At 66.9% G+C, this 20614-nt stretch carries 19 protein-coding genes, 1 tRNA gene, 3 pseudogenes and 1 riboswitch; of the genes and pseudogenes, 9 read left to right on the top strand and 14 right to left on the bottom strand.

Annotated features, from left to right (window positions below; genetic code table 11):
• On the bottom strand, positions 1–1506 hold the full coding sequence (gene betC, locus BUR28_RS10105; protein ID WP_074220004.1) for a choline-sulfatase: 1506 nt from the start codon (positions 1504–1506) through the stop codon (positions 1–3).
• On the bottom strand, positions 1503–2075 hold the full coding sequence (betI, locus tag BUR28_RS10100) for a transcriptional regulator BetI (RefSeq protein ID WP_074220003.1): 573 nt from the start codon (positions 2073–2075) through the stop codon (positions 1503–1505). The genes betC and betI overlap by 4 nt, the downstream gene beginning before the upstream one ends.
• Before the next feature lie 99 nt (positions 2076–2174).
• Here betI and choX point away from each other — a divergent pair, with 99 nt between their 5' ends.
• The 5 genes from choX to BUR28_RS10070 all read left to right on the top strand — a co-directional run bounded on the left by choX (position 2175) and on the right by BUR28_RS10070 (position 9237).
• The gene (gene choX / locus BUR28_RS10095; protein ID WP_074220002.1) at positions 2175–3089 is read left to right on the top strand and encodes a choline ABC transporter substrate-binding protein; all 915 of its coding nucleotides are present in this window, start codon (positions 2175–2177) and stop codon (positions 3087–3089) included.
• A gap of 97 nt (positions 3090–3186) precedes the next feature.
• Complete coding sequence (choW, locus tag BUR28_RS10090; RefSeq protein ID WP_074220001.1) at positions 3187–4023, top strand: choline ABC transporter permease subunit; 837 nt, start codon at positions 3187–3189, stop codon at positions 4021–4023.
• The gene (gene choV / locus BUR28_RS10085; protein ID WP_074220000.1) at positions 4020–5054 is read left to right on the top strand and encodes a choline ABC transporter ATP-binding protein; all 1035 of its coding nucleotides are present in this window, start codon (positions 4020–4022) and stop codon (positions 5052–5054) included. Before choW ends, choV begins: the two co-directional genes overlap by 4 nt.
• Positions 5055–5394: 340 nt before the next feature.
• Positions 5395–6303, top strand: a complete 909-nt coding sequence (locus BUR28_RS10075) for a FecR domain-containing protein (protein WP_074219998.1) — start codon at positions 5395–5397, stop codon at positions 6301–6303.
• A 213-nt stretch (positions 6304–6516) separates the two neighbouring features.
• Positions 6517–9237 carry an EAL domain-containing protein gene (locus BUR28_RS10070; RefSeq protein WP_175566930.1) on the top strand — a complete coding sequence of 907 codons (2721 nt, stop codon included), beginning with the start codon at positions 6517–6519 and terminating at the stop codon, positions 9235–9237.
• Positions 9238–9336: 99 nt separating this feature from the next.
• On the opposite strand, the pseudogene BUR28_RS20795 reads toward BUR28_RS10070, so the two are convergent.
• The 10 genes and pseudogenes from BUR28_RS20795 to BUR28_RS10030 all read right to left on the bottom strand — a co-directional run.
• Positions 9337–9654: pseudogene (locus tag BUR28_RS20795) on the bottom strand (hypothetical protein); the annotation flags it as partial.
• A gap of 142 nt (positions 9655–9796) precedes the next feature.
• A pseudogene (locus BUR28_RS20790) lies at positions 9797–10162 on the bottom strand (ATP-binding cassette domain-containing protein); the annotation flags it as partial.
• Between the two features lie 104 nt (positions 10163–10266).
• Positions 10267–10434: a hypothetical protein gene (locus tag BUR28_RS20065; RefSeq protein WP_175566861.1), complete on the bottom strand. Its 168-nt coding sequence runs from the start codon at positions 10432–10434 to the stop codon at positions 10267–10269.
• 161 nt (positions 10435–10595) lie between these two features.
• A pseudogene (locus BUR28_RS10060) lies at positions 10596–10778 on the bottom strand (MFS transporter); the annotation flags it as partial.
• The gene (locus tag BUR28_RS10055) at positions 10775–11125 is read right to left on the bottom strand and encodes a cysteine-rich small domain-containing protein (protein ID WP_074219995.1); all 351 of its coding nucleotides are present in this window, start codon (positions 11123–11125) and stop codon (positions 10775–10777) included. The pseudogene BUR28_RS10060 and the gene BUR28_RS10055, both read right to left, overlap by 4 nt.
• Positions 11126–11311: 186 nt before the next feature.
• Positions 11312–11498: riboswitch (cobalamin riboswitch) on the bottom strand.
• A gap of 19 nt (positions 11499–11517) precedes the next feature.
• Positions 11518–12039, bottom strand: coding sequence for a bifunctional adenosylcobinamide kinase/adenosylcobinamide-phosphate guanylyltransferase (gene cobU / locus BUR28_RS10050; RefSeq protein WP_217693516.1), 522 nt, complete (start codon positions 12037–12039; stop codon positions 11518–11520).
• 420 nt (positions 12040–12459) lie between these two features.
• A tRNA-Arg gene (locus BUR28_RS10045) sits at positions 12460–12536 on the bottom strand.
• Between the two features lie 72 nt (positions 12537–12608).
• Positions 12609–14024: a sensor histidine kinase gene (locus tag BUR28_RS10040; protein ID WP_074219993.1), complete on the bottom strand. Its 1416-nt coding sequence runs from the start codon at positions 14022–14024 to the stop codon at positions 12609–12611.
• Between the two features lie 24 nt (positions 14025–14048).
• Positions 14049–15461: a dihydrolipoyl dehydrogenase family protein gene (locus BUR28_RS10035; protein WP_074219992.1), complete on the bottom strand. Its 1413-nt coding sequence runs from the start codon at positions 15459–15461 to the stop codon at positions 14049–14051.
• Between the two features lies 1 nt (position 15462).
• The gene (locus BUR28_RS10030) at positions 15463–16191 is read right to left on the bottom strand and encodes a TVP38/TMEM64 family protein (RefSeq protein WP_074219991.1); all 729 of its coding nucleotides are present in this window, start codon (positions 16189–16191) and stop codon (positions 15463–15465) included.
• Between the two features lie 291 nt (positions 16192–16482).
• Here BUR28_RS10030 and rpmH point away from each other — a divergent pair, with 291 nt between their 5' ends.
• From rpmH to yidD, 3 genes are read left to right on the top strand one after another with little or no spacing between them, the layout of a single operon-like run.
• Positions 16483–16617, top strand: a complete 135-nt coding sequence (rpmH, locus tag BUR28_RS10025; protein WP_074219990.1) for a 50S ribosomal protein L34 — start codon at positions 16483–16485, stop codon at positions 16615–16617.
• 20 nt (positions 16618–16637) lie between these two features.
• Positions 16638–17054 (top strand): ribonuclease P protein component, encoded by a 417-nt coding sequence (gene rnpA, locus BUR28_RS10020; RefSeq protein WP_074219989.1) that lies wholly within the window; start codon positions 16638–16640, stop codon positions 17052–17054.
• Positions 17051–17293, top strand: coding sequence for a membrane protein insertion efficiency factor YidD (yidD, locus tag BUR28_RS10015; RefSeq protein ID WP_074219988.1), 243 nt, complete (start codon positions 17051–17053; stop codon positions 17291–17293). Before rnpA ends, yidD begins: the two co-directional genes overlap by 4 nt.
• A gap of 3 nt (positions 17294–17296) precedes the next feature.
• Here yidD and BUR28_RS10010 read toward each other — a convergent pair whose 3' ends face one another.
• Positions 17297–18244 (bottom strand): alpha/beta fold hydrolase, encoded by a 948-nt coding sequence (locus BUR28_RS10010; protein ID WP_074219987.1) that lies wholly within the window; start codon positions 18242–18244, stop codon positions 17297–17299.
• A 123-nt stretch (positions 18245–18367) separates the two neighbouring features.
• Between BUR28_RS10010 and ttcA the strand changes: the two genes are divergently transcribed.
• Positions 18368–19204, top strand: coding sequence for a tRNA 2-thiocytidine(32) synthetase TtcA (gene ttcA, locus BUR28_RS10005; protein WP_074219986.1), 837 nt, complete (start codon positions 18368–18370; stop codon positions 19202–19204).
• A 104-nt stretch (positions 19205–19308) separates the two neighbouring features.
• Here ttcA and BUR28_RS10000 read toward each other — a convergent pair whose 3' ends face one another.
• On the bottom strand, positions 19309–20490 hold the full coding sequence (locus BUR28_RS10000) for an IS5 family transposase (RefSeq protein ID WP_074218829.1): 1182 nt from the start codon (positions 20488–20490) through the stop codon (positions 19309–19311).
• Between the last annotated feature and the right edge of the window lie 124 nt (positions 20491–20614).

The raw sequence follows: 20614 nt of genomic DNA, 5'->3' as shown, positions 1-20614 counted from the left end.
TCAATTGCCGCGGGGGGAGCGCGCGCGGTCCTCGACCTCGTTGAGGTCCATGTGGTTGCGCATGAAGCGGTCGCTGGCCTGTTGCAGGGGCTGGTAGTCCCAGGGAAAATAGGCGCCGTTCCGCAGCGCCTCGTAGACCACCCAGCGCCGGGCCTGGCTCTTGCGCACGTCGGCGTCGAACCGGTCGAGATCCCAGCGCGCATCGGCCATCTCACGGAGCCGGGCCAGCGTCTCGGCACGGGCGGGGTCCGCGGCCAGATTGGTCAGCTCGTGCGGGTCGGCCTCCAGGTCGAACAGCTGCTCGGGGTCGAGCGCGCAGCGCGTGTATTTCCACCGCCCCTCGCGGAGCGCCACGAGCGGGGCGTAGGAGGCTTCGGCGGCGTATTCCATCGGCACCGGGCCGCGCTCGGCCCCGGCGGCGACGGGCACCAGGCTGTGGCCGGCGGTCCAGGGGGCGATCTCCTCCATGCTGACGCCGGCCAGGTCGCAGAGCGTCGGGCAGACATCAATGGTGGAGACCGGCCGGTCCACCCGGCCGGGCTTCAGCCCCGGCGCGCAGATCATCATCGGCACCCGCGCCGAGCCTTCGTAGAAGCTCATCTTGAACCACAGCCCGCGCGCGCCCAGCATGTCGCCGTGGTCCGACACGAACAGGATCGCCGCCTCCTGCCCGGTCGTCTCGAGGATGTCGAGGAACTGGCCGATCTTCTCGTCGAGATAGGAGATATTGGCGAAATAGGCCCGGCGTGACCGGCGGATATCCTCTTCGGTGATGTCGTAGCTGCGCCAATCGTTCGCGTCGAAGATCCGTTTCGAATGGGCGTCCTGGTCCTCGTAGGGAATCGCGCCGACCTTTGGCAGCAGGTGGTTGCAGCTTTCGTACAGGTCCCAGAACCGCCGCCGCGCCACATAGGGGTCGTGCGGGTGGGTGAAGCTGACCGTCAGGCACCAGGGCCGGTCGTCGTGGCCGCGCGCCAGATGATAGAGCTTTTGCGCGGCGCAATGCGCCACCTCGTCGTCATACTCCATCTGGTTGCTGATCTCTGCGACGCCCGCGCCGGTCACCGAGCCCATGTTGTGATACCACCACTCGATCCGCTCGCCGGGCGTTCGGTAATCCGGCGTCCAGCCGAAATCAGCCGGATAGATGTCGGTGGTCAGCCGCTCCTCGAAGCCGTGCATCTGGTCTGGGCCGACGAAATGCATCTTGCCGCCGAGGCAGGTGTGATAGCCTGCGCGCCGCAGGTGATGGGCATAGGTCGGCAGGTCCGAGGGGAACTCGGCGGCGTTGTCGTAGACGCCGGTGACCGACGGCAGCTCGCCCGACATGAAGCTGGCGCGGCCCGGCGCGCAGAGCGGCGAGGCGGTATAGGTGTTGGCGAAGCGCACCGAGCGGTCGGCCAGGCGCTTGAGGTTCGGCGCGTGCAGCCAGTCGGCCGGGCCGTCGGGAAACAGCGTGCCGTTCAACTGGTCGACCATCAGGATCAGGATGTTCGGGCGGCTCACGAACAGGCCCTCAACTCGTTTTCGAGCGCGGCGAGCACATGGGCCGAGGCGCTGTCCTCGGGCTCGTCCGCGGGGAAATGCGCGAAGCGCAGGTAGATGCCGTCGATCAGCCCGGCCAGGCGGCGCGCGATGCCGGGTGCGGCCTCGCCGGCGAGCGGGCGCAGGTCGTGCACCAGGTTGGAATGCAGCCGCTTGTGATAGACCACCAGAAGCCGCCGCGCCTCGGGCGAGCGGTGCGCGAGGACGTAGAAATTCAGCCACGCCGCGATCACGTCATGGCTGAAATTCGTGGGGCTGAAGCTCGCGCGGATCAGCCCTTCCAGCCGCGTCCGCGGGCCGTCGGCCGAGGCAAGGGCCTGCCGGACTTCGGTGCCGTAGACGGCGAGGATGTGGCGCATCGCGGCCAGGAACAGCCGGTCCTTGTCGCCGAAATAGTGGAACGCCAGCGCCGAGGAGACGCCCGCGCGCTTGGAAATCTGGCCCACGGTCACCGCAAGCGAGCCCGTCGCGCCGATCTCGCGGATCGTCGCCTCGATCAGTTCCGCCTTGCGTTGCGGTTGGACGTTCATCCGGCACCGTCTCCGAGAAAATGGTTGCAAAGCGGAGCTAATCAGCCATTGTTTGACTGGTCAATCAATAAATCCACTCGAACAGAACAGGGAAAAGCCATGAGACTGATCTCCGCCGCATCCGTGCTTGCACTTGCCACCTCGGGCGCCGCGCTGGCCGATTGCGACACCGTCGTGATGTCCGATGTCGGCTGGACCGACATCACCACCACCACCGCTACCGCCAAGCACGTGCTCGAAGGGCTGGGCTATGAGGTGGACGTGAAGGTTCTGTCGGTGCCGGTGACCTTCGCCTCGCTGGAAGGCGACGACGCGGACGTATTCCTGGGCAACTGGATGCCGGCGCAGACCAGCGCGATCACGCCCTACCTGGAAAGCGGCGAGATCGAGCAGATCAACGTCAATCTCGAGGGCACCAAGTATACCCTGGCGGTGCCGGCCTATACCTGGGAGGCGGGGCTGCAGAGCTTTGCCGACATCTCGAAATTCGCCGAGGAGCTGGACGAGAAGATCTACGGTATCGAGCCCGGCAACGAGGGCAACGCCTACCTGGTCAGCCTGACCGAGAACGACACCCACGGGCTGGGCGAGTTCGAGGTGGTCGAAAGCTCGGAACAGGGGATGCTGGCGCAGGTCGCCCGGGCCGTGAAGGATGATAAGCATGTCGTCTTCCTGGGCTGGGAGCCGCACCCGATGAACGCCAATTTCGACCTGAAATACCTGCCCGGCGGCGAGGATTTCTTCGGCGGCGAGGGCGTGGTGCACACCGTCACCCGCGAAGGCTATTCCGCAGAATGCCCGAACCCGGCCAAGCTGTTCGCGCAGATGGATTTCACGCTCGAGATGGAGAATTCCATAATGGGCCAGATCCTCGACGAGGGCGTCGATCCGGCCGACGCGACCGAGGCCTGGCTGAAGGACAATGCGGACGTTCTCGACACCTGGCTCGACGGTGTGACCACCGTGGAGGGCGAGGAGGGCCTGCCGGCGGTGCGCGCCCATCTAGGGCTCTGAACCCGGCGCAGCCGCCTGCAGGGCGTGGGCGGCTCGCGACAAGGCGTCCGGCTGATGACGCCATGACCTACACCAACCAGACGGAGGGACCGGGGCCGTGGAGTGGCTGACCGACAACAAGATACCCGTGGGCGACGCCGCGAGTGCCGTCTTCGACTGGGTGCGCGATCACGGCGACTTCGCGCTCGAGGCCCTGTCCGACCTTATGGAGGCGATGATCGATGGCATCCTGTGGGTGTTGCAGGGGCCCCATCCGCTGATCGTGGTCCTGGCCTTCGTCGCACTCACCTACGGTCTGCAGCGCAACTGGAAGACCGCGCTGTTCGTGTTCCTCGGCTTCCTGTTCATCCTCAACCAGGGCTACTGGGAGGAAACCACCGAGAGCCTGACGCTAGTGCTTTCGGCCTGTCTGGTCTGCATGGCGATCGGCGTGCCCGTCGGCATCTACGCCGCACACCGGCCGGGCTTATACAATTACCTCAGGCCGGTGCTCGACCTGATGCAGACCCTGCCGCCCTTCGTCTACCTGATCCCGGCCATCGTGTTCTTCGGCATCGGCATGGTGCCGGGGCTGATTTCCACGGTGATCTTCGTGGTGCCGGCGCCGATCCGGCTGACCTATCTGGGGATTTCCTCCACGCCCAAGGCGCTCTTGGAGGCCGCCACGGCCTTCGGCGCGACCCCGGCGCAGACGCTGTTCAAGGTGGAGCTGCCCTACGCCTTTCCGCAGATCATGGCCGGGCTCAACCAGACGATCATGCTGTCGCTGTCGATGGTGGTGGTCGCCGCGCTGGTCGGGGCCGACGGGCTGGGCGTGCCGGTCGTCCGGGCGCTGAACCAGGTGAACACGGGGCTGGGTTTCGAATCCGGCTTCGTCATCGTGGTGGTCGCGATCATGCTGGACCGCATCCTGAACCTGGGGGCGCGCAAATGAGTACGGCGGTCCGAATCGAAAACGTCTCGATCGTCTTCGGGAAGCATCCCGAGCGTGCGCTGCCGCTGATGGACGAGGGCCGCGAGCGCGGTGAGATCCAGGCCGAGACCGGCCAGGTTCTGGGCGTGCACGATTGCAGCCTGTCCGTGGAAGAGGGCGAGATCCTCGTTCTGATGGGCCTGTCCGGCTCGGGCAAGTCGACGCTGCTGCGCGCGGTCAACGGGCTGAACCCGGTGGTGCGCGGCAAGGTCGAGGTCAATGACGGCGAGGGCATGGTCGACGTCACCAATGCCGACGCCGCCACCCTGCGCCGGATCCGCATGCATCACGTCGCGATGGTGTTCCAGCAATTCGGTCTTCTGCCCTGGCGTAGCGTGCGCGAGAATGTCGGGCTGGGGCTGGAACTGGCTGGCGTCGGGCGGCGCGAGGCGCGCGGGCGGATCGAGGACCAGCTGGCGCTGGTGGGCCTGTCGGACTGGGCCGACCGCAAGGTGGGCGAGCTTTCGGGCGGCATGCAACAGCGCGTCGGCCTCGCCCGCGCCTTCGCCACCGAGGCGCCAATCCTGTTGATGGACGAGCCCTTTTCGGCGCTCGACCCGCTGATCCGCACCAAGCTGCAGGACGAGTTGCTGGAACTGCAGCAACGGCTGAAGCGGACGATCCTCTTTGTCAGCCACGACCTGGACGAGGCGTTCAAGCTGGGCAACCACATCTCGATCATGGAAGGCGGCCGGATCATCCAGAGCGGCGCGCCGCAGGACATCTTTACCGACCCCAAGAACGACTACGTTGCCGATTTCGTGCAGCACATGAACCCTCTGGGCGTGCTGCGCGCCCGTGACTTGATGCAGCCGCTCGCCGTGTGGCCCGCGGTGACCGTCGCGGCCGACTGCCTGGTGCAGGAGTGTTTCGAGACCTTGCTCCAAGCGGATGGTCCGGTCGGGGTCGTGCATGCGGAGACCCTGATCGGCCAACTCGGCAAGGACGATGTGCTGCGCGGGCTGCAACCGTCGATTCACGGCCGCCCTTAGACCCCGACAGCGGGCATCCGCCGCGACATCCCTGACTGCCCGCTAGGGGCCGGATGCTGCGCCGGGTCATGGCGCAAGCCGATCAGAAGGCCGGAACGATCAACAGGCGTCCGATCCGGAAGAGTCATGTCCCGGGAGAGCATGAGCGTCACCGTCATGCTGGTCGCCGTCATCTTGTCGTGCATTGGGCCGGGCTTGCAGCCGCGGGATGCATCCCATTTTCGCCCAAATCGCCGCCACGCGGCAAAAGCTCAAATTGGCGATAGTTCCCAAGCACGCTCTCAACCCCTGATTTACGAGAGTTCGACAGGAAGGACGAGATCAAACGCAGGGGAACCCGATGCGCCTTTTCATCCCACTTCTATTCGCGTTCGCGACCGTCCTTTCGCTGACCGGTTCGGCCTGGGCCGACGGCTGGCGCGTCGAGAGGGTGTCTCCGCCGGCCAGGTACACGACCGATGCGCGCTCGTGGAATCAGGTTGAGCCCGGCATGACTTTGCCGAACGGGAGTTGGATCCATACAGGCCGCAGCGGACGTCTGATGCTGCGACGGGATCAGGAGATCATCCAGGTCAAACCCAACACCGTCGCCTCGATCATCGAGCGGCGTGGGCGTGACGGCCTGAAGACAGAGATCAAACAGAAGTTCGGCCGCATGCTTCTCGATGTCGAAACGCGCCCGACCAAGCACACAACCGTTCTGACGCCCTATCTTGCGGCCGTGGTGAAGGGCACGCGGTTTGCCATCGACGTGAGCCGCCGCGGCGCCGCCGTCAGCGTCGAACGCGGCGTCGTGGAAACCACCGATACGGGGCGCGGTCAGCGCGTCGATCTGCGTGCCGGGCAGGCGGCAGAGGTGCCGGCGCAGGGTCGCGGGTCGATGTCTGTTATGGGCCGGGGGCGCAAGGCGCAGGTCGTCGATGTGCCCGCCGTCGCGTCGCGAGTGGGGCGTGCGAAAGGCACCGAAGCTCCCGCGGGGTCTTCGGCGCGGGGCAAGGGAAACGGGAACGGCAACGGTGCCAACGCGGCCGGCAAGGCCGGCGGCGGAAATGCCAAGGGTAACGGCAACGCCGGTGGCAACGGGAAAGGCAACGCCGGCGGCAATGGCAACGGCAACGCCGGCGGCAACGGGAACGGCAACGCCGGCGGCAACGGCAACGGTAACGCCGGCGGCAACGGCAACGGCAACGCCGGCGGCAATGGCAACGGCAACGCCGGCGGCAACGGTAAAGGCGGGCATCCCAGGTAGAATGAAGATCGCCCTCGACAGCACCCCGGTCGCCCGGCACGGGATCGGACGCACGTAGATGCCGGCGTCTGGCGACAATCGGCACCCTCTGCCTCCGGGGGCGGGCGCTTTGGCCCGCCCCCGGTCGACGCGGGCGTCAGAGCCGCAGTTTCGGGTGACGCGAGGCCCCTCATGACACGGTGGCTGACTTTCCGCTTCTGGGCACCCATCCTCGTGGCCCTGGTCGCCGCCACGCTCGACCATGTTGGGGCGCTCGACGGGGCGAAAAATGCGGAAAGCGAACACCGCATGGCGTCGGTCCAACACGACGCCAGTGGCGGCATCGTCTTCCTTGCCATCGACAAGAAAAGCCTCGATGCGATAGGGGTCTGGCCGTGGCCGCGGGAACTTCACGCGCAGGTGGTCACTGCCCTGGCCGATCTGGGCGCCACCGAAATACTCCTCGATATCGACCTCAGCACGGCATCGGACAGCCGATCCGATACGATTCTGGTCGACGCTTTGCAGAAGCAAGGCGGCGTCGTGATGCTGCCGGCCTTCAAGCAGGCCGGAGGTGTGCATGCCGAAGAGGCAGCCGAGACCACCAACCTCCCGCTTGCGATGTTTCGTACGCATTCGTGGCTTGTTTCGGTCAACGTCACGCCCGACGCCGACGGTCGGGTACGCCGCTATCCGTTCGGGCAACTCATTGCCGATGAGGACGTGCCCTCCGCGGCGTCCACGCTTTCGGGAGTTTTTGGCACGCCGAGCACATCCTTCGAAGTGAATTTCGGCCTTCGGCAGGACTCGGTATCACGCTATTCCGTCGTCGACCTCCTCGAAGGCCGCATCCCGCCCGAGAAAATCGCAGGCCGCTCGGTGGTCGTGGGCGCGCATGCCATCGAGTTGGGCGACCGCTTTTCGGTTCCCGTCCACGGCATCCTTTCCGGTCCGATGCTGCACATCCTTGCCGCCGAAACCCTGGCTGCGGGGATCGCACCGGTTCGCCTGGCGGCCTGGCCCTTCCTCGCCCTGATTGCGGTCATTGCGGTCGGGGCGGCCCTTTCCCCGCTTGGCGGCCGGTTGCGCTGGCTGATCGGACTCTACGCCCTGCTTGCCGCCGCGAGCGAAGCGGGCGGGCATGTCCTGTTCGCACGCACTGCACTCGAGCTGCCGAGTGCGATCATGATCCTGGCCTTGGCGGTCACCAGCCTGGTCATGATGGCGCGCGAACTCGACCTCAGGTGGTGGCTGGTGCGCCTGGCCACGACGCAAAGCACCAACATGCATCGCGTGCTGCGCCGGATTATCACCGACAGTTCCGACGCCATCGTCGTGGTGGACGAAAAAGGCACCGTCATCGAAATGAGCCGACGTGCGCGGGAGCTGTTCGAGATCGATGGGCAAGAGAGGCGGCTGGCCGAGACCGTCCCCCCCGAAATGGCCGCGCAGGCGCAGGCGGCCATGGTCGCGTTTCGCAATGGAGACGTCGAGGACCCGGGACCGCACGAACTTGCCTTTCGACGCGGCGAGGACACTGTGCGCATCGAGTACACGGTCACGCCGTCCCGCCTGCAAAGGGCGTCGCGGACGCAGCACGCGCTTGACGATGTCGTTGTCGGATGCGTGACGGCCCGCGACGTGACCCTCACGCGCGCCCAGGAGGCGCGTCTGGATCACATGGCGCGCTTCGATGAACTGACCGGAGCGATGAACCGGGCCGAGTTTCTCGCGCGCCTGAGGTCCAGTCTGGAGACCGGCACGGGCCACGCCGTCTTTGCGCTCAATCTTCATCGGTTCAAGACGGTCAACGCGACACTCGGGCGGCAGGTGGGCGACGATCTCTTGCGTGCCTTCGTCAAGCGGATCGAACTGACCGACCCGCACCTGGCCGAGGTGGCGCGCCTTGGTGGCGACACGTTCGCGTTGTTCTGCGCGGAAGCGGATCGCCTGACCGCGGGGCTCATGGGGGAGGGGCTGATCACCTCGCTGTCGCAGCCTTACCGTCTTGGCGGCTCTTCGGCGCGGACGGGCATCCGGCTGGGGATCGCCATCCAGGCCGACGCGGGCGATACGGCCGAGAGATTGCTGGTCCAGGCGGAACTCGCCCTTGACGAGGCGCGCCAGACGGCCGGGGACGGCTCCCGCTTCTTCGACGCGCAGTCCTCCGAGCGGCATGCCCGCCTGCGCAACCTGGAACGCGCGCTCTGGTCCTCGATCCAGAACGACGAAATGTTCCTCGTATATCAGCCCCAGATCCGTCTTGCGGGCATGACGGTCATCGGTGCCGAGGCGCTGGTCCGTTGGCGGCACCCCGAATTCGGCATGGTCTCGCCCGGCGAGTTCATCGAACTCGCCGAAGGCAACGGGTTCATCGAGGAGCTTGGCCGCTGGGTTCTGGAGCGGGCCTGCCGCGACGCGCTGCGGTGGCCGGCCGGCACGACCGTCGCGGTAAATGTCTCGCCGCTCCAGTTTCAGCGAAGCGATGTCGAGCACGACGTCACGCAGGCGCTCGAGGCCTCGGGGCTCGATCCGCAGAGGCTTCATGTCGAGATCACGGAGTCGATGTTCGTGTCGGGTGCGCCCGAGCTTATCGGCACCCTCGAACGCCTCCGGTCCCTGGGACCATCGCTCGCGTTGGACGATTTCGGCTCGGGCTTCGCGTCCTTCGGTTATCTCTCGTCCCTCCCGCTCGACAAGATCAAGCTGGATCGGATGTTCATGCAGGACGTCGCCGAGGGCGGCGCGAACGCGGCCATTGTCAGGTCGGTCAGGATGCTGACGGCCGAACTCGGGCTGACGCTGATCTGCGAGGGCATCGAAACCGCTGACGAGCGCGACGTCATTCGCGCCATCGGGGTGGATCAGGGCCAGGGCTACCTGTTCGGCAAGCCGATGCCGCAGGACGACTTCGTTGCGCTCTTCGCCACCGACGTGACTCGCGACGCTTCCTGATCGCCGGACACGGGGCAGGCCTACATGCCCCCGGATTTCGCCTCGGTGATCATGGTGGCCGCGCGTCACGTCCTTCGACCGGGCACCCGCCGCCGTCAGCCGGGTTTCGCTCTCCAGTATCCGATTGGTGCCTTGGGGGGCGAAGACGATCGACTGCGACACCACGCTCGCCCCGGCCCCGAGCGCCGAGACCGACTGGCTGCTGTGGTGCCGGATCGGCGACATCATGATCGCGGTGGATGCCGACGATGCCCCCGCCTCCATCCGGGAATAGCCGTAGGAACAGACTTCCATCTCGGCGCCCCAATGCTCGATCGTGACCGACCTGCATTTTGCGTTGGCCCGCATGTAGGTCTCGCCGATCGAGACGCGCGGGCCCTTGCGAACCTCGCGCGGCACCGCCGAGCCCGAAATCATCTCGACCTCGGCGCCCTCGTCGATCATCGTGATGTCGTGGGTGACCGATCGCCATGACATGTTCCAGGTCGACCCCGCTTTCGGGTTCGTCGAAAAGCATCAGCCGGGGGTTCTGCAGGAGCAGCTTGAGGATTTCCCAGCGCTTTATCTCGCCGCGCGAGAAACCGACATTCATGTCGCGCCGCAGAAAGTCGACAAGATCGAGTGCCGCAGCCTCGCGGGCAAGCGTCTCCTCGGCCCCAAGCGCCGCGGCGAAGGCCCTCACCGACACGCCGTCGAGGCTCGGCGGGCGCTGGAACGCCATCCCGATACCAAGCCGGGCCCGCTCCTGCTGCGGCAAGTCGGCAAGCGGCTTGCCGTCCAGCCGGATCGTGCCCCGCGTCACCCGGTAGGGCGGCAGCCCGAGGATGGTCGCCAGCAGGCTCGACTTGCCCGAGCCGTTGGGGCCGAGCAGAACATGCAACTCGCCGGGTTTCAGCGTCAGATCTATGCCAGAAAGAACGGTCATGCCGGCCACGTCAACATGAAGGTCGTCGATTTCGAGCATGGTGTCTCCACGTGATTGCCGCGGATCGACCTGGCTCGCATTCGGGTGGCTGGGGCCGCTGGAATTCAGGCCAGCACATATCCTGGCGTTTTTGTCGGATAATCTGTCGCAGCTATGGATCGAACAGCAAGCTGCGCCACCCGATAGGCGCCGGTTACGGTTAGCGCGGTGACGGTGTCATCGGCGGCGATGGCAGAGGGCGCGACGATGGCGGAACGGTATTCGGCCAGCATTGCGGGCAGCATCGCAAACGGGGTGGCCCGATGAACGCCGCGCGCCTCAGCTTTTGGGGCTCGGGCCAGACCCGCCGGGCTAGCGCCAAACCGGCTGGCGCTAGCCCGGCCAGAAGAATGTGGGCCATCATCCAAGCGCCCCAAAAGGTCATCAGCCTCCCGGCTAGCCGCGACAGCGACAGCGCGCGAGTATAGCGCGACTCGTCGGGCAGCACGTCGGGAACGGTCGCTTGGAAGGTCGGGGTGAAGGCGGCCGAGGCCCATTGCAGCAGGAAGATCAGCAGATAGACCTGCCAGACCTCGGTCACGAAGGGCAGCGCCACCGCCACGCCGGCCCGCTCTAATCCTCCGAGCCGCCCTCCTGTCCCGGCGGTCTTGGCCGACGCACGGGCGGATCTGTCCGCGGCTTCCCGGACCAGACCACGGGGTATTCCAGCCAGCGCTGGATGAAGTTCCACGATTGATGATAGCCATCATGGGGCAGCGTGCAGGCCGAGCAGTCCTTGCGCGTCAGTCCGTTGGCATCGGTGAAGACCTCGTAGGGACCGGGGCATTCATAGGCGATCAGCGGGCAGTAGCAGAACAGGCAGTTGAACTCGCGCTGCACGCCCTGGTGGCAGGGCAGGAAGGGGCAGGACGTGTTGGTGAAGCCCTTGAAGCCTTCGTTCGTGGTCGTGTCCTTGGGCTGCATGGAACGCAACTCCTTTCGGTGATCCGACGGTCCGCGCATACCCCGCACGGCCGACAGGAGTCGTGGGTGGCCTCCGCGACCCAAAGGGTTCGGGAAAGCCATTGACCAGGGTTGGGGACAGGAGGCGCCGGTGTGCGGGCGCGGCGAAGGGCCGGATCCGCATCCTGCCTCCGGGCCCGCCGCCCGGGGTCGGTTCGACGCTCTGGCAGGTCTCCTGGCTTGCGGGTCTCGGCCCATCCGCCCGCCTTCCCGGCCTTGCGGCCGGTGGCTGTCGGGCAGGGACTCGCCGCTCACAGTTGCGGGGGCAGCGCCGGGTTTGCACCGGCTTCCCTTTTCACTCCCCTAGGGGAGCACCAGAACGCGTCCGACACTGGCCGTAAGCAAGGGCGCCGTCAAGCGGGTGGCGTGCCCTTGACCCGCAGTGGCAACCCCGAGACTACGAACTCCACCTCATCCGCCATCGCGGCGACACGCTGGTTCAGCCACCCCTGCGCATCGCGGAAGGCGCGCGCCAAAGCGTTCTCGGGCACGATGCCCATTCCGACCTCGTTGCTGACGAGGATCACAGGGCTTTGCTGACGGGCAAGCACCGCGAGCAGCGTCTCCGCCTCCGGTTCCCAGTCCCGTCCCTCCAGCATCAGGTTCGACAGCCAAAGCGTCAGACAATCGACCAGCCGCGGCCCGCGCCCATCGGTCCGGTCCAGCGCAGCCGCAAGGTCCACCGGGGCTTCGACCGTGGCCCAGTCCTCCCCGCGGTCGGCGATATGCTTGGCGACCCGCGCCCGCATCTCGTCGTCCTCGGCGCGGGCGGTGGCGATGTAGAGGCGCTCGCCCGGAAAGGCCCGCACGCGGGCCTCGGCATGGCGGCTCTTGCCAGACCGAGCGCCGCCGGTGACAAAGATGATACGAGCCAAGGCTATCCCTCCCTGCTGATGCGAGGCCCGTTGCATAGCCCCCTCGCGGATGCCATTCAATCGGCCCTTCGCCGATCCGGAACTCCTGTGCGGCGGCTTCTGTGCCGTCGCCCAGCGCCGCGTGCGAAGGCCGTGTTGTCGACCGTTTCGGCGACCTGCTGCACGGGGCGTCAGCGACCGGACGAGCGGATTTCTCCGCCCTGCCGTGCGGGCAGGGCATGCGACCTGGACTTCGGGGGCCGCTTTGGCTCCATGGCAAGGCACCCGGCTGGTGCTCTCTCGCGACGTGGTGCGAGCGCCGTTAGGCGCCATCGGATCGGCCTCTCCCAGCGGACGGGGCGACCGCGACAATGGACTTCGAGCCCCCAAACAGGCTCAACGTTCAATGCCTTAGAGTGATTAAATTGGAAAAGGGAGGAGTGGCGCGCTGGGGAGGATTCGAACCCCCGACCCCTTGATTCGTAGTCAAGTACTCTATCCAACTGAGCTACCAGCGCGTGGGAGCGGGGTGTAACGCCGCTGAACCGGCAATGCAAGAGGCAAACGTGCGCTGTGTTTCGGGCGGCGTGTCACGAGGCCGGGCGCTCGACCGAAAACAGAACGGCCTCGGATTTCGGCAGGCGGATCTCGAACTCCGTTCCGCTCTCGTCGCTCCGCTTGAGGTCCAGCGTGCCGCCATGGCCGCGCACCAGTTCCACCGAGATGGCCAGGCCCAGCCCTGTGCCTTCCTTGCGCGTGCCGCCCTGGAAGGGTTGAAACAGGTGTTCGCGTGCCTTCGGCGGCAAGCCGGGGCCGGTATCGGTGACGTGGATCGTCCATGCGTCCTCGTCCTCCCCCGCCCGGATACCGATCTCGCCGGGGCGCCCGGTGGCCGCGATCGCCTGGCGGGCGTTGCGGATGAGGTTGGTGAGCACGCGGTAGAGTTGTTCCGGGTCGGCGCGGAGCGTCAGGCCCGCGGGCACATCCTCGGAAAAGCTAATCTCTTCCTCGCCCGCGGCCAGCCGTTCTGCATCGACAACGTCGTTGAGGATGGCGGCGAGGTTCACCCGCTCCAGGCGCGGCGGCGGCTCTTGGGCCCGACCGAACGCGAGCGTCGTCTCGCACAGGCTGACTGCGCGACTGATCGAGTTCACCAGCTTGGGGGCCGCCCGCTTCACGGCGGGGTCCTCGCTGCGTTCCATCCGGTCGGCGAAGAGCTGGGCGGTGGTCAGGATGTTGCGCAGGTCGTGGCTGATCTTGGCGACTGCGGCGCCGAGTTGGGCCAGCCGTTCCTTCTGCCTCAGCGCGCCGGTCAACTCGTTCTGCAGCGTTTGCAGGGCGGTTTCCGCCTCGTTGAGTTCGCGCACCCGCGCATTGGGGGTGATGATACGGCGGCTGTCCTCGGGGGCGGCGGCATAAAGCTGCATCGCGCCGACGACGCGTTTGATCGGCACCACGAGCAGTCGGCGGACGGCGAGGAACAGCAAGAGCGCGGTCAGCACCGAGATCACCGCCGACAGCAACAGGATGCGCAACCCGTAATCGATCATCGCCGCCCGCAGCGAGGCGGTGTCCATGGTGACTTCGATCAGTTGGCCCGCCTCGCGCACGGGTTCGCCGATTACCCGGATCACCCGCGGCTCAGGGTCGGCCAGGCGCCGCAGCGCATCGGGGATCAGCGCCATCGCCCCCGACTCGCGCAGGTCGAAGCTGGCATGCACCGGCTCGGGTATCGGCGAGGACAGCACCAGTTCCCGCGCCTCGTCGCGCCGCAGCACGACGTTGTAGACCCCGGCGTTCTCAAGCAGTTCCGCCTCGAGTTTGGCCTCGATCATGCCGTCGGTGGTCAGAAGCGCGAGCGAGGCGATCTGCGCGCGCTCCAGCCGCGACAGCAGGTAGTCCTCGCGGAACCGGGCGACGGAAGGGACGAATATCAGCACCTCGGCCAGCATGACGAAGAGGATCGTCAGCAGGAGGAAACGGCCGGAGAGCGAATTCAGGACCATGACCCTCGCCTGTGGCCCGCGGGTTCAGGGCACGAGGCGCTGGATCACGCGTACGCCCCCCTTCACCCAGGGATTATCGAACAGTTTGGGCGAGAAATAGGCACCCGCCGCCCGCTTGTTAACCTCGCCGAGGGTGGGATAGGGCGCAACCATGTTCGCAAGCGCGGTCATCTTCAGCCCGTTTGCCAGGGCGAGCGCCCACGGGCCGATGAGTTCGCCGGCCTCCGCCCCGACGATCGACACGCCGACCGGCCGGCCCTTGACGACCAGCACCTTGATGATGCCTTCGGTCTGGCCCGTGGCGATGGCCCGGTCGTTCCCCGCAAAGTCGAAACGGGCGACGGTGAGCTTGTCGTCATGCGCCTCGCGTGCCTCGGCCTCGGTTGGGCCGATCTGCGCAAGCTCGGGCTCGGTATAGGTCACGCGCGGGATATGCGCGGTCTTCGCCTTCGCAGGCAAGCCGAGCAGGATCGGGCGGATGACCACGCCCGCGTGGTAGCCCGCAACGTGGGTGAACTGCATCCCGCCGGCGGCATCGCCGATGGCGTAGATGCGCCGGTTGGTACTGCGCAGATCGTCGCCGACCCAGACGCCGGCCTTCCTGGTTTCGACCCCCGCGGCGGCAAGGTTCAGACGGTCGAGCGACGGCGTGCGGCCGACGGCGACCAGGAGGTGCGAGCCCGTGACAGGCCCCTGCGCGGTCTCCACCGAGATCGCGCCGGCACGGCCCGAGACCCGCTTGGCCGGGGCGCCTTCGCGGATATCGACGCCCTCGGCCCGCAGCCGGTCCAGTACGATCCCTGCCAGTTCCGGGTCGTCGCGACTCAAGGCCCGGTCGCCCTCGATCACCGTGACCTTCGCGCCGAGCCGGGCATGGGCCTGCGCCATCTCCATGCCGATGGGACCACCGCCGATGACGATCAGGTGCTCGGGCCGCGCGCGCAGGTCGAACAGCGTCTCGTTGGTCAGGTAGGGCACGTCGTCCAGCCCCGGAATCGGCGGCACGAAGGGGCGCGATCCGGTGGCGATCACGAAGCGGCGGGCGCGGATGATGTGCTCGCCCGCTTCCAGTTCGCGCGCGTTCAGGAACCGGCCCCATGCGCGGATCACGCGCACGCCCAGCCCCGAGAACCGCTCTTCGCTGTCATGTGGTTCGATGGTCGCAATGGCCATGCGGACGTGATCCATCGCGGCGGCGTAGTCGATCCGCGGCTCGACCGGCGCGATGCCGAAGCCGCCCGTCCTTACGGTGTGCGCTTGCCTGGCGGCGGCGAGCAGCGCTTTCGACGGCACGCAGCCGTAGTTCAGGCAGTCGCCGCCCATCTTGTGGCCTTCGACGAGCACCACGCGGGCGCCCATCTGCACCGCACCGGCCGCGAGCGACAGCCCGGCAGACCCGGCACCGATGATGCAGAGGTCGGTCTTGAGGCGCGTCATGTCAGGCGCGCCTCCGGCGAATGATGCGGAGGATCATCGGCAGCGCGGCCAGAGCGGCGAGGCCGAGCAGCGGGCCGAGGACGTGCGGCTCGAATATGATACCCAGATCGGGTGTTTCGCCCCGGGCGAAGACCGTGCCGAGCCCCGCGCCCACCCATGTGTAGACCAGCGCCCCAGGCATGATACCAAAGAAGGTGGTCAAGGCGAACCGTCCGAGCGCGACACCCACCAGCGCCGGCAGCAAATTCGCCACGAAGAACGGCACCGCCGGAACCAGCCGGATCAGGAACAGCACCGACAGTTCGTTCTCGCGCAGCCCCTCGCGCAGCCGTTTCACGCGACCCTCGGAGGCATCGACCCGCGCGGCCAGCCGGTCGCCCAGCCCCCAGCGCGCTGCTAGGAAAATCAGGATCGCGCCGATCGTCGCGGCGGTCACGTTGTAGAGGACACCGGGGAACACCCCGAACAGGAAACCGCCCGCGAGCGTGGCGATCGTGGCGCCGGGCAGTGAAAAGGCGACGATCACGACATACGCCACGACGAAGCCGAGCACCGTGCCGGCATAGTTCGCATCGCGAAACCCGATCAAGGCCTCGCGGTGGTCGGCCAGCGCGTCGAACGACAGCTGGTCGCGCAGCGTCAGCGCCCCGACGAGCGCCACCGTGAGGATCACGAGCAGTGGCAGGCGGCGCGCAAGGCTGGGCTTTTCGGTCTCGGTTATCTGGCTCATCGTCTCGGACTGTGGCTGAGGCAAAGTACCTGCGCAACATGCGCGCTGCGCGCCGTCGGCAACAGGCGCTTCACGGGGCATTGATCCGGGGTGACGCTGCGGCACCGTTCGCGCCCGTTTCCCGGCGGCTCTGTAACATTGCCCGCGCGCCGGGCCGCGAAATGTTGCAGGATTTCAGGCGCGGGAAGAATTGACTTGTCCGGCCCGAGCCCCTATTGAGCGGGCTTCGAAAAACACCGGGCCGCTGCGGCTTCTCGCGCGCATGGCCTCGAGCGAACGGAGCGAAGCGCGATGAAACGCACTTTCCAACCCTCGAACCTGGTCCGCAAGCGGCGCCACGGGTTTCGCGCGCGCATGGCCACCAAGGCCGGCCGCAAGATCCTCAACGCCCGCCGCGCCCGCGGCCGCAAGAAGCTGAGCGCGTAACCCCCGCGCCGCTTGTAGACATGACACCGCCGGGGGCAGGCGTGGCAGGCAAGGAGCCGGAGGCCACGGACATGCCTCCGGCGGTGTCCTTGCGTCCGCAAGTCCTGAAAAAGCGGGCCGATTTCTTGCGTGCATCCCGCGCCCGGTGCCAGGGAACACCCGGCTTCGTGCTACAGGCGCGCGAGCGCGCGCTTGGTGAGGCCGAGGGCATCCGCGTGGGCTTCACCTGCTCCAGGAAGGTCGGCAACGCCGTCGCCCGCAACCGCGCCAAGCGGCGGCTGCGCGAGGTGGCCCGGCTGGTCCTGCCGGCACAGGGGCAGCCGGGCTGGGATTACGTGCTGATCGGGCGGCGCGACATCACCGCCACGCGCGACTTCGCCCAGATGCAGGCCGACCTGACACGGGCGCTTGCCACGGTCCACGGGGGCCGGAAATGACCCCGCTTGCCCGCCTCTTCGCGCTGCCGATTCGCGCCTACCGGCTGGTGCTTTCGCCCTGGGTCGGGTTCAACTGCCGCTACCAGCCCACCTGTTCGGCCTACGCGCTGGAGGCGTTGGAAAAGCACGGCGCGCTCAAGGGCGGGTGGATGGCCGCGAAACGAATCGCGCGCTGCAATCCATGGGGCGGCTGTGGCTACGACCCCGTCCCCGATCCTGACAGCCGCCACAAAGACTGAGCGTCACGGCCTGAGCGCGAGATTGCCTGCGGTCGTGGGCAGGCGCGTGGGAAATTCGTTGCGGTCCATTTCGCCCTGGACGGTGTAGAACACGTCCTCCATGAAGCGCGGGTCGTCGAAATACCAGGTATGGGCGATCCGGCCCTGCTGTCCGGCCCGGTCCCAGTGCCGGTCGAAATACTCGCCGCAATAGACATTGACCGCCTTGCCGGGCACGTCGTCCGGCAGGCCGATGCGTCCGGCCCGGGGCGCCACCCCGATCCGCTTGATGTTGGTCAGCGACAGCACCGGGTCGTAGGGGTTGTAGTAGTTCGTCAGCCGCACGCAGTGCCGGTAGAGCGACGAGGTCTTGGGATTGCCATCCTCCAAGGAGGCCGACGAGATATCGGCGGCCACCAGGATGACCTGGCTGACGGACCAGCTGTGTGCCGCGATGGCCGGGCGGTCGTCAGCGTCGTCGAACGCCTCGCGCACCACGAACGCGCCCATCGAATGGGCCAACAGGTGCAGGTTGATCCGGCAGTCGGGCCGCTGGAGCGCGGCGAAGGCCGCGATGCCCTCGTCGACCAGCCGCAGGGCGGTCTGCTTGGCGTCTGTCCGGTCCTCGAGATAGTTGAGCGCGCTGTCGGCACTGGGCCAGTCGAAGCTGACCACGACGCCCTCGAAACCATGCGACTCAAGCCCTTGACGGATGCGCCGATGGCGGGCCAGCATCGTTTCCTGGCTGTTGTTGTAGCCATGGACATAGACCACGATATCGCCACGGGAAAAGTCCGTCTCGTGGCCCGATTGCGCCTTAGCCTGCACGCGCTTGAACCAGGCGGTTTTCGTGGTCCGGTGGTCGGGCAGGGGCCGGGCAGCGTCTTCAGGCACCTCCAGGAAATGGGTCGCGCCGGGGTTCGACGAGAATTCCCCGCCGCGCAGGCTGCGCACGCAGAAGATGTAGTCCATGGGTGTGGCCTCCGCCCTGTGCCGTCTGCGGCACAGTGTTCACGGGATTGGACGAATCGCAAAGGGCTTTACGAACGCGACCCGGCTTGCCATATCGCACGAGTTTTCACGCGAGCGCCGCCCATGTTCGACACTGCCGACGACATCCATCCGCTGTTCGAGGGCGCCCCCTCCACGACCGAGTTCAAGAAGCTGCGGAAGCGGATCGTGCGCCAGACCCGCGAAGCGATCGAGCAATACGGCATGGTCGAGCGCGGCGCCCGCTGGCTGGTCTGCCTCTCGGGCGGCAAGGACAGCTACACGCTGCTCGCGGCGTTGACCGAGCTGAAATGGCGCGGACTCCTGCCGGTGGAACTGCTGGTCTGCAATCTCGACCAGGGGCAGCCGGGCTTCCCCTCGACGGTGCTGCCCGCCTTCCTCGAACGGATGGGCGTGCAGCATCGGATCGAGTATCGCGACACCTATTCTATCGTCACCGACAAGATCCCCGAGGGCCGCACCTATTGCGCGCTGTGCTCGCGTCTTCGGCGCGGCCATCTCTACCGGATCGCGCGCGAGGAGGGCTGTTCGGCGGTGGTGCTGGGCCATCATCGTGACGACATCCTCGAGACCTTCTTGATGAACCTCTTCCACGGTTCGCGGCTGGCCACCATGCCGCCGAAGCTGGTGAACGAGGAGGGCGACCTGTTCGTTTACCGCCCGCTCGCCCATGTGGCCGAGGCCGATTGCGAGCGCTTCGCGCGGGCGATGAATTACCCGATCATCCCCTGCGATCTCTGCGGCAGCCAGGACGGGCTGCAGCGGATGCAGGTCAAGGCGCTGCTGGACCAGTGGGAGGCGAACCACCCGGGCCGCCGGCAGAAGATGTTCCGCGCGCTGATGAACGCCCGGCCCTCGCACCTGCTGGACCCGAAGCTCTTCCATTTCGAGGGGTTGCAGCGCCGGGACCGGGGCACCTAGCAGGCCGCTGAAATTCTCTTGCGGCCGGACGGATTTCCCTGACCCTCACCCGTGAGGCCGGCGTCGTCTGTTCTGTGTGCTTGGTCTCGGCCCTGCCTTTGGCGTCAGGCGGCCAGCAGCTTCGGCAGTCTGGCGAGGTTGCAGGCGGCCATGGTGAAGGTGAAGCGGGCGGCGACGCGGTCGAGGCCGCGGTATACGGTCTGGGCCATGCCGCCGACGGTCTTGGCCCAGCCGAAGGGCTCTTCGATCTTCTTGCGGCGCGTCTGGGACAGGGCGTAGCCGGGGTGGCGGGTGGTTCTGCCGTCGATGGCGGAGTGTCGGGCCTTCTGGGCGACATGCGGCGTGACGTGGGCCTGTCGCAGATCGGCGACGAAATCTGCGCTGTCGTAGCCCTTGTCGGCGCCCAGCGTGAGGCGGCGGGTCGAGCCGGGGGAATGGCGGTGGATCATGTCGAGCGCGGCGCGGCGTTCGGCATGGCCATCGGCGCGGGTCAGGTCGGCCTGGACGACGAAGCCATTGCGGTTTTCCATCAGCGCATGCCCCATGTAACAGAGCAGCGCGCCCGTCCCCTGCGACTTGCGGAACAGCCGCGCGTCGGGGTCGGTGATCGAGGCATGGGTGGCGTTGGAGCGCTTCTCGCCGCGGAAGTCGACTTCGGCGTTGCGGTGGCGGCGGCTGGGGCTGGGCATCGGGACGGTCTCGGCTTCGGGCTGGGCAGGGGCGGTGTCGGGGCTGGTATCCTGATCGGTGTCCCCCGGCGGGTCACCCGGCCCGTCCGCGCCGGGCGGGCTGCCCTCGGTCTTCGGCTGGAAGCTCTTCATGGAAGCCCAGGCCTTGATCAGCGTGCCGTCCACCGAGAAGTGCTCGTCTGACAGCAGCGGTGCGACCTCCCGGTGAGCCAGGATCGCGCCCATCACCTTGCGCGCCATGTCGGTGGTCAGCAGCCGGTCACGGTTCTTCGTGAAGACGGTGGGGACCCAGACCGCGTCGTCGATCCCCAGGCCCACGAACCAGCGGAACATGAGGTTGTAATCCATCTGCTCCATCAACTGCCGCTCCGAGCGTACCGAGAACAGGATCTGTAGAAGGCTCGCCCGGATCAGCCGCTCCGGCGGGATCGAGGGCCGGCCCTCCGGGGCGTAGAGCGTCTCGAACTCGGCATCGAGGCTGGCCAAAGCCTCGTTCACGACCCGCCGGATCTGCCGCAACGGATGCCGCGCCGGGATCCGCGCCTCGATGTCAACATAGCTGAACAGCGACCCGCTCGTCTCGTCCGCGCCCCGCATCCCAACCCCTCCGGCAACCGCCCAAGGGGTGAATCACGTCCCTCAACCGACGTCCAGAGCGAGGTTTTTCAGCAGCCTGCTAGAGCGTGTCGCCGGCTTTCGGATTCAGGATTCCCAGATTGGC

The sequence above is a fragment of the Rhodovulum sp. ES.010 genome, from assembly GCF_900142935.1.
Taxonomy (GTDB): Bacteria; Pseudomonadota; Alphaproteobacteria; order Rhodobacterales; family Rhodobacteraceae; genus Rhodovulum.
The sequence above is the reverse complement of the archived record's forward strand: the minus strand, read 5'-3'. Positions and strand labels throughout refer to the sequence as shown.